The sequence below is a fragment of the Desulfonatronospira sp. MSAO_Bac3 genome, assembly GCF_003838035.1.
Lineage (GTDB): Bacteria > Desulfobacterota > Desulfovibrionia > Desulfovibrionales > Desulfonatronovibrionaceae > Desulfonatronospira > Desulfonatronospira thiodismutans.
Window position 1 is genome coordinate 1 of record NZ_QYZY01000148.1, and the last position, 6,368, is coordinate 6,368.

The 6,368-nt window shown below is 56.6% G+C and carries 5 protein-coding genes; 3 read left to right on the forward strand and 2 right to left on the reverse strand.

The genetic code is table 11. The features are described 5' to 3' along the window. The 3 genes from D5S03_RS05220 to D5S03_RS05230 all read left to right on the forward strand — a co-directional run. Window positions 1–635, forward strand: a 635-nt coding sequence (locus D5S03_RS05220; RefSeq protein WP_287042882.1) for a type II secretion system F family protein, incomplete at its 5' end; no start/stop codon positions are given. A 101-nt stretch (window positions 636–736) separates the two neighbouring features. Beyond that, window positions 737–1,762, forward strand: coding sequence for an aspartate-semialdehyde dehydrogenase (locus D5S03_RS05225; RefSeq protein WP_008869621.1), 1,026 nt, complete (start codon window positions 737–739; stop codon window positions 1,760–1,762). Between the two features lie 218 nt (window positions 1,763–1,980). After that, entirely contained in the window at window positions 1,981–2,922 is a 942-nt protein-coding gene (locus D5S03_RS05230; protein WP_287042883.1) for an aminotransferase class IV, read from the forward strand. A gap of 12 nt (window positions 2,923–2,934) precedes the next feature. Here D5S03_RS05230 and selD read toward each other — a convergent pair whose 3' ends face one another. Then, window positions 2,935–3,993 carry a selenide, water dikinase SelD gene (gene selD, locus D5S03_RS05235; RefSeq protein WP_287042884.1) on the reverse strand — a complete coding sequence of 353 codons (1,059 nt, stop codon included), beginning with the start codon at window positions 3,991–3,993 and terminating at the stop codon, window positions 2,935–2,937. Between the two features lie 146 nt (window positions 3,994–4,139). Further along, on the reverse strand, window positions 4,140–6,368 hold a 2,229-nt coding region (gene lon, locus D5S03_RS05240; protein WP_287042885.1), incomplete at its 5' end, for an endopeptidase La.

The following is a 6,368-nucleotide window of genomic DNA, read 5'->3' on the forward strand; positions in this document are numbered from 1 at the left end:
CTTTCGAGGATATGTTCGCCGACTTCGGCGGGGCCCTGCCCGCACCCACCCAGTTCGTCATCGGCCTTAGCCGGTTTGTATCCCAGAACGTATTGTGGATCCTGGGGGGGCTGATCGCGACGGTCCTGGGCATAAGGCTTTTTTACCGCACGGAAAGAGGCAAGACCCTGATTGACGAATGGATTCTCCATGCCCCGGTTTTCGGGCCGCTTCTGCGCAAGGTGGCCGTGGCCAGGTTCAGCCGGACCATGAGCACCATGATTTCCTCGGGGGTGCCGATACTAAGTGCCCTGGACATTGTCTCGCGCACCGCCGGGAACAAGAGCGTGGAGCATGCGGTGCAGGAGGCCAAGCAGAGCATCACCGAGGGCCAGAGCCTGGCCGAGCCCTTGTCCGAGACAGGTATCTTTCCGCCCATGGTCACCCAGATGATCTCCATCGGGGAGACTACCGGGGCCCTGGACGGCATGCTGGAAAAGATAGCCGACTTCTACGACGACGAAGTTGATGTGGCCGTGGATACTTTGACCTCGCTTCTGGAACCCATTATGATTGTTTTTCTGGGCGTAGTGGTGGGCGGTCTGGTCATCAGCATGTACCTGCCCATTTTTCAGATTGCGGACGTGGTGGCATGATGAGGCAGGACACATTCTGATGGGTCGGACCTGTCGGACACGTCAGACAGGTCCGACAGGTCCGACAACACAGAAGCAATAAATTACAAAAGGAGGACACAATGACTAAAGACCCGGTAGTGGCCGTAGCAGGGGCCACCGGTGCAGTTGGAAGAGAGATGCTCAGGATCCTGGCCGAGAGGGATTTTCCGGCCAAAGAGATTATTCCCCTGGCCTCGTCCAGGTCCGCCGGCAGCAAGATAGAATACAAGGACAGCAAGCTCATCGTACAGGAACTCACAGAAGATTCCTTCAAGGGAGTGGACCTGGCCATATTTTCCGCAGGTGGGGGTACCTCTGAAAAGTATGCCCCCATTGCCGCAAAGAGCGGCTGCGTGGTGGTGGACAACTCCAGCTTCTGGCGAATGGATCCCGATGTGCCCTTAGTGGTGCCCGAGGTGAATCCGGAAGACCTGGAAAAGCACCAGGGTATCATTGCCAATCCCAACTGCTCCACCATCCAGATGGTGGTGGTGTTAAAGCCTCTGCACGACGTAAGCAGGATAAAAAGGGTGGTGGTTTCCACCTACCAGGCTGTGTCCGGGTCCGGCCAGAAGGCGGTGCACGAGCTGGAAACCCAGGTCAAGCAGCTCTTCAACATGGAAGAAGTCACCCCCAGCGTCTATCCCTACCAGATAGCCTTCAACTGCATCCCGCACCTGGATGCCTTCCTGGACAACGGCTACACCAAGGAAGAGATGAAAATGGTCAATGAGACCGTGAAGATCATGGGTGATGAAAGCGTAAAGGTTACCGCCACCACGGTAAGGGTGCCGGTGTTTTTCGGGCACAGCGAATCCTTGAATGTCCAGACCGAGTCCAGGATAAGCCGGGAGGATGCCAGGGCCATTCTCACACAGGCCCCGGGGATCAGGGTCATGGACAATCCCGAGGAAAAGATATACCCCATGCCTCTTTTTGCAGCAGGCAAGGATGAGACCTTTGTGGGCCGCATCCGCGAGGACCAGAGCACCGAAAACGCCCTGGACATGTGGGTTGTGGCGGACAATATCCGCAAGGGTGCAGCCCTGAATGCAGTGCAGATTGCAGAGTTTCTGCTGGTCAAGGATCTGGTGCGGGTACCGTAACAGAGGTCAGAGATCAGAGATCAGAAGTCAGTGGTCAGAGGTCAGAAGATAGAGGCCAGAAGACAGAGTTCAGAGGATCATGCTGGCTGCGCTGACCACGCGAGGCGCGTGGCTGGTCACGCTAACCACGCGAAGTGCGTGGCAGCGCGCGTGGCAGGCACATGAGTAGCAGGTCTTTTCGTTTTATAATTTGTTGATTTCATGCAGGAGTAAACCAAGTGGCTCACGTTGCAGGCACCCGGGAATATCTGGACAAGCTTGTCTCCCTGCCCCGGCCGGGTGAGGAGAATATTTTCGCCTTCTATGATCACCGCCTGGAGATGATCTGCAAGGATCCCAGGATGATGCTCATTCCCCTGGATGATCACATGATCCACCGCGGGGACGGCGTATTTGAGACAGTAAAATACCTGGGCCGCAGGGTGTATCAGCTGGAAGCGCACCTGGAGCGCATGGAAAAGAACTGCCGGGCCATATTTATCAGGCCTCCTCTGAGCTGGGAGCACATCCGGGAGATGGTCCTGGAAACGGCCAGAGCCGGGGGGCAGGATGACGGATACCTAAGCCTGTTCATCGGCCGCGGCCCTGGCGGGTTTGCCATTGACTACCGGGAATGCCCCTGGCCCAGCCTGTATATTGTAGCCAGGAGGTTCAACTATCTGCCCGAGAGCATGTGGGAAAAGGGTGTACGGGCCTGCAAGTCCGAGCACCCGGCCAAGCCGTCCTTCATGGCCAGGATCAAGTCGGTCAACTACCTGCCCAATGTACTCATGAAAAAGGAGGCCGTGGACAAAGGCTGCGATTTTGTCCTGTGCTTTGATCAGCATGGATTTCTGGCCGAGGGCTGCATAGAAAACGTGGTGGTGGTGGATCAGAAGGGGCGCATCCTGGTGCCGGAGCTGAACAACGCCCTGCCGGGCACCACCCTCATGCGCGCCCTGGAACTCATCAAGGACGAGATGACCTTTGTATTCCGGCCCATAAGCGAGGAAGAAATCTACGAGGCCCGGGAGGTCATCCTCCTGGGCACCACCCTGGATGCCATGAGCATTGTCCGCTACAACGGCAAGCCCATACACGACGTCCGCCCCGGCCCGGTGAGCAAAAGGCTGCGCGAGCTCCTGGTGCGGGATTTGGAGGAGAACGGGGTAAAATTATAGCCGTCCGTATCCTTACTCTACAATGATTTTTTCAGCGGAGGATGAGTCAATTTCTCCCATGATGGCGGCTTCACTTAGGCCCCTGGAGTGCAGGTTACTGAGCATGTCCCGGGCCTGGTCCGGGGGGCAGCAGATGAGAAGGCCCCCGGAAGTCTGGGGGTCGAACAGGATATCGCGCTTGGCCGGAGTGATCCCGTCTGAGTATTCCACGATATTTTCCCGGAACTGCCGGTTTTTGTGCGCCCCGGCCGGGACCATGCCCATGGAGGCGAATTCTAAGGCTTCGGGCAGCACCGGGAGGCTGCCGAAATCAATTTTCAGGCTGACTTTTGAGCCGCAGAGCATTTCGGCCATGTGTCCCAGCAGGCCGAATCCGGTTATATCGGTGCAGGCATGAACATCGTATTGGCGCATAACTTCGGCTGCGGCTTTGTTGAGTTCGGCCATGAGCCTGGTGACCTTTTGGATATGTTCCTGGGAGGCTGCTCCACCCTTGATGGCGGTGTTGACAATGCCAGTGCCCAGGGGCTTGGTCAGGATGAGCCTGTCCCCGGCCTGGAGGTTTTTCTTGGTCAGGATCTTGTCCGGATGCACAAACCCGGTTACGGAAAGACCGTATTTAAGCTCTGCATCTTCTACACTGTGTCCTCCCACCAGGACGGTACCTGCCTCGCGCATCTTGTCCAGACCTCCCATGAGGATCTGACGCAGAACTTCCAGGTCCATTTTACCCAGGGGAAAGCCTACCAGGTTCATGGCGGTTTTGGGCTCTCCGCCCATGGCATAGACGTCGCTTAAGGCATTGGCTGCGGCGATCTGGCCGAACCAGTAGGGATCGTCCACGATGGGGGTAAAAAAATCCACGGTCTGTATAAGGGCCAGGTCATCCGAGACCTTGTACACCCCGGCGTCGTCGGCCCGGTCCAGGCCCACTATGAGGTTGGAATCCTTGGGGAACTCCAGCCCCTGCAAAGCTTTGTCCAGGTCCCCTGGAGGCAGCTTGGAAGCTCAGCCGGCGCCTTTGACGGTTTCCGTGAGGCGTTTTTTTGTCTCTAAGTTTGATATGTTCATATCCTGTGTGTAACCTGAGAAGAACCCGGCAGTCCAATTTAAAATATCAATAGAAAGCCTGGATTGCTATTGAAAATATCAATACGCAGGCCTAAAAAAAAGCCCGGGAGATTCTCCCGGGCTTTTTTAGGTTTTTTGTTTTCTTTTTACTGGGCCTGTTCCTGGTATTCTTCCTTCATGAGCTTGGAGGAAATGGGAGTGATGTTTGCATCCCCGCAGAACAGGTCTTCCCTGGTGGTGCCCATGAGGGCCTCGGCCAGGACATCATCCATGTGCTGTACCGGCATGACCTCCAGGCCCTTGAGCACATTGTCCGGGACTTCCTGCAGATCTTTCTGGTTGGCTTCGGGGATGATGACCTTGTTTATATCACCGCGCCTGGCAGCCAGGAGCTTTTCCCTGAGACCGCCTATGGGCAGAACCCTGCCGCGCAGGGTGATTTCCCCGGTCATGGCCAGGTCGTTACGCACCGGCAGGTTGAGTAGCGACGAAACCAGGCTGGTGGTCAGGGTGATGCCGGCTGAAGGTCCGTCCTTGGGGGTTGCTCCTTCCGGGACATGCACGTGTACGTCTATTTCCTTGTAGAAGTCCGACTTGAGGCCGAATACGTCCGAGCGGGAGCGTACATAGCTAAGGGCCGCCTTGGCGCTTTCCTTCATGACGTCGCCAAGCTTGCCGGTGATCTCCACCTTGCCCGTGCCGGGCATGAGGGCCACTTCCACCAGGAGGATTTCGCCCCCTACTTCGGTCCAGGCCACACCGTTGGTTACACCAACCAAAGGCTTGTCCTCGCGCTCACCGTGGCGGATCTTGGATACGCCCAGGTAAGAGGGCACACTCTTGGCTGTTACCCGGACCTTTTTGTCCTTTCTGTCCTTTTCTTCGACTTTTTTCTTGGCCACCTTGCGGCAGATGGAGGCGATTTCACGCTCCAGGTTGCGTACCCCGGCCTCCCGGGTGTACTGACGGATTATTTCATTTATGGCCCCCTCGGAAATGGAGACCTGCTTGTCTTCCAGGCCGTGATGTTCCAGCTGCTTGGGCCAGATAAAGTGCCTGGCGATGCGGTTTTTCTCGGTTTCCAGATAGCCTGGCAGCTTGATTATTTCCATACGGTCCTGCAGGGGCGCTGGGATGGCCTGCAGGTAGTTGGCCGTGGTGATGAAGAAGATGTTGGACAGGTCGTAATCCAAGTCCAGGTAATGGTCGCTGAAGGCGGAGTTCTGTTCCGGGTCCAGCACCTCCAAAAGTGCTGCCGAAGGGTCCCCCCGGAAATCCATACTCATCTTGTCCACTTCGTCCAGGCAGAAAACCGGATTGTTGGTTTCCAGCCGTTTCAGGCTCTGCAGGATTTTGCCGGGCATGGCCCCGACATAGGTCCGCCTGTGACCCCGGATCTCGGCCTCGTCGCGCACACCTCCCAGAGAAAGCCTGATGAACTCACGCTGGGTTGCCCGGGCCACTGATTTGGCCAGGGATGTCTTGCCCACTCCCGGCGGTCCCACCAGGCACAGGATGGGCCCGCGCATTTTTTCCACCAGGCTCTGTACGGCCAGGTATTCCAGGATTCTCTGCTTGGGCTTTTCCAGACCGTAATGGTCTTCATCCAGGATCTTTTCCGCCTTGGTGATGTCGGTGTCTGTCTCCCTTAGTTCGTTCCAGGGCAGGGACAGCACCCAGTCCACATAGTTCATGAGTACGCTGTACTCCCCGGCATTGGGGGGCATGCTGCGCAGTTTCTTGATTTCTTCCGAGGCCTTGTCCTTGGCCTGCTGGGGCATGTTTTTCTGGTCCACCTTTTCCTGCAGCACATCCAGCTCGGCCTTGGGGTCGTGATCGCGGCCCATTTCCTTGTGAATGGCCTTTAGCTGCTCGGACAGGTAATACTCCCTCTGGTTCTTTTCCATCTGGTTCTTGACCCTGGACTTGATCTTTTTTTCCAGGGAGAACACCTCGATTTCGCCCTGCAGGTGGGCATAAGCCATCTGCAGGCGCTTGAAAGGATCGAATTCCTCCAGAACCTCCTGTTTTTCGTTAAAGTCCACCTTGAGATGGGGCATGATGGCGTCAGCTATGGCCCCGGGGTCATCCATGTTCTGGATGGACTGTACGGATTCCTTGGCGATTTTGGTGTTGGCCTTGGAGTATTCTTCCAGGGACTCCTTGGTGGCCCGGACCAGGGCCTCTGTTTCGGAATGGTCGTTTTCCTCTTCCGGCAGGAAATGGGTCTCCACTTCAGGGACCTCTTCCTCGAAATCGACCTTTTCCGGGTTTACCGCCGCCCGGTGCAGGCCCTCAAAGAGAACCTTGACCGTGCCGTCGGGCAGACGAAACATCTGCAGGATCCTGCTTACGCATCCGCAGGCATAGATGTC